This window comes from Ruegeria sp. N11 (assembly GCF_056531525.1).
In genome coordinates, this window is record NZ_JBQFLX010000065.1 from 1 (window position 1) to 2860 (window position 2860).

A 2860-nucleotide genomic window follows, 5' to 3' on the forward strand; every position below is an offset into this window, starting at 1 on the left:
AACGACCACGTTCGCGGCCATTCGACGTTCTCCAAAAACCGGCATGGCCGGTTCCGTGAGAGTGAACTGCTACGGCGCCTGTCCGAGACAACCGTCGCCCGCTGTATCGTGGAAGGCCTGGTGAGCGGTCAGCGTATGGCAATTGATGCCAACCTAATCAAGGCGGATGACTACAAGCAGAACTCAACATCGAAGGAAGATTGGGATGCAACGAGCATCGATTCTGCTGACCACGCGCGGTTCAAGAGTATCTCGAAACACTAGATGATGCCGCATTCGGCGCGTCAACTAAGGCCGTACCCAAGTACATCTCGCCTGTTGACCCCGCCGCGCGCTGGACCGGGGTGGATGGTGGTGCAGCCTTCTTCGCATATTCAACCAACTATATGGTGGATTTGGACAACACGGTCATCGTCGATGTATAGCACGTCAGTGCCAATCCGAACCGCCGAGACCTTTGCGGCACGCCTTATGCTCGACCGGATTACGGATCGCATCGGTATGATGTCAGACAAGCTGATTGGCGATACGGGCTACGGATCAGCGGAGATGTTGGATCGGTTGGTGGAAGAGCGCGGCATCGCTGCACATATGCCGGTCTGGGCTAAATCGAAGCGAACGGACGGCACATTCTCTCGCGAAGACTCTTCCTATGACCCTGCAACCGACAGCTGCACATGTCCTGACAACAAAGAACTAGCGGACATACCGCCGGAACTTCTCCAACTCCTAGGAACCCAATGGCGGCGAAGACGGGTTCATCCGATACCGCGCCTCAAAACACGACTGCCATGCATGCCCCTTGAAGCCGCAGTGCCGCCCAGGCGCCGTGCATGAAGCCGCGCGAGATATCGCCCGCGAAATCTGGAAAACAGACGCCTTCCTGACCTCGTTCAATCAGAGGCAAAAGGTCGCGATGCTGATCGCGCATCTGAAGTGATACATAGGGGTACCGATGATGCGACTCCGAGGGCCCAAAGGCGCATATGAACAGTTCCAACTCGAAACCACCGCGCAAAATCTCTGGAAGCTCGTACAACTGGTCCCGCAACCGGCACTAACGGGTTGAAACGAAGAGCTCACAATTTGACGCGACGCCCGAAACGGGTCCAAACCCCAGTTCTTCAATACGAGCCGGACATACCCGCCGCTTGGGGTTTGAGGACCAAGTACAGCATACATTCGAAGGCTCGTGCAGCATTTACCGGAAACTTTTCTTCCCGGCCAGAGTTTGATTCTCTGTTTTGTGTGTCTTCTGTACCGGCCAATTCCGTGGCAATGTCTTTGTGGTTCGGCAACAGAAGGAAGCCACTATGGCACAGACATTGGATGCAAATCGTCAAATTGTTCTCGCCGAGCGACCAAAAGGTCAACCAGACGACAACACACTGAAATTGCAGACAACCAATGTGCCAGTGCCCGACGAAGGCGAAATGCTGGTGCGCACGGTTTACCTGTCCTTGGATCCCTACATGCGGGGACGCATGAATGATGCCAAGTCCTACGCCGAACCTGTGGCGATCGGAGAGGTCATGACTGCCCAGGTCGTTGGACAGGTGGTGACTTCCAATCTCAAAGGCTACGAAGAAGGCGACTTCGTGCTTTCCGGCAGCGGCTGGCAAGACTATGCGATCTCCGACGGAGTTCAGGTGATGAACCTAGGTAAGAACCCGAAGAACCCATCCTGGGCATTGGGAATTCTTGGGATGCCTGGCTACACCGCCTATGCAGGACTGTTGAAAATTGGAGAGCCAAAACCGGGCGAAACCGTCGTTGTGGCAGCGGCAGCGGGGCCGGTCGGGGCAACAGTCGGGCAAATCGCAAAGCTGAAAGGTTGCCGGGTCGTTGGTATTGCCGGAGGGCCCGAGAAATGCGGTCACGTGGTGGAAAACCTAGGGTTTGATGCCTGCATTGATCACCGGTCGGATGAGTTGGCCACCGAATTGCGCGAAGCATGTCCGAACGGGATTGACGTGTATTTCGAAAACGTTGGGGGCAAAGTGCTTTACGCGGTTTTGCCGCTGCTTAACCCTTTTGCTCGTATCCCCGTGTGCGGTGTGGTGGCTTGGTATAATTTGCCTGGTCTTCCAAAGGGACCTGATATGGGACCGGCCATCATGGGCACCATACTGCGTATGAAGGTTAAGATGCAGGGCTTTATCATCTACGACAGTTTTCCGCTGTTGCTGTACAAAGAGTTTGCTCGGGACATGACCGCTTGGCTTCAAGATGGGTCCGTCAAATACAAAGAGCACGTCGTGGAAGGACTTGAAAACGCTCCTGCGGCCTTTAATCAGCTGCTGGTTGGCGGGAATTTTGGAAAGATGGTTGTCAAAGTCGGGTCGTAGGCATCCGGTTGTTTCGATTTGGTGATTGCCTTGAGGGAAAGTTGATTCTTGGATGGTTTTCAGGCTCATATGGCAACGTGGGATGGAAAGTGTCTTTCAACGTGATGAGACGGAGCGTCAGTATTCAAGAGTCCGTTGTTAGGGATTTTAGGGCAGATGGCGCGTGGCGGGTGGCTGATTAGGTGGACCGACTACTTAAAGCCATTTCGGGATCAGAACTTCACGTGCTGGAGGATTGCGGCCATTTCCAGATGGACGGTGGGTCCAAGAAAACCACTTCTTTGTTGGCGAGTTTCGTAAGTAGGCACGCCTGAATCAGGAAACGTAAAGATGCCGTTCACAGAGCTGGCTTGGGCGTCTCAATTGTCCGCAAATTAGACGTCGAGCGGAATTAAGTGAGCGTCCGTTTTTGGGCTTATACCGTTGAAGAACTCTTCCTTTTGGTTCGTTTTCTCTTCGAGGAATTTGAGCGGCTGCGTGCCTCTCACGCAGGATTTTCGGCTGTCGGTTGC

Annotated in this window: 2 protein-coding genes; both read left to right on the top strand. The window is 54.1% G+C overall.

From position 1 onward, the window contains the following. A partial coding sequence (locus ACR0J8_RS24145) for a transposase (RefSeq protein WP_480527939.1) occupies positions 1–264 on the top strand: 264 nt, incomplete at its 5' end. 1049 nt (positions 265–1313) lie between these two features. After that, the gene (locus tag ACR0J8_RS24150; protein WP_480527937.1) at positions 1314–2348 is read left to right on the top strand and encodes an NADP-dependent oxidoreductase; all 1035 of its coding nucleotides are present in this window, start codon (positions 1314–1316) and stop codon (positions 2346–2348) included. Positions 2349–2860 lie beyond the last annotated feature (512 nt).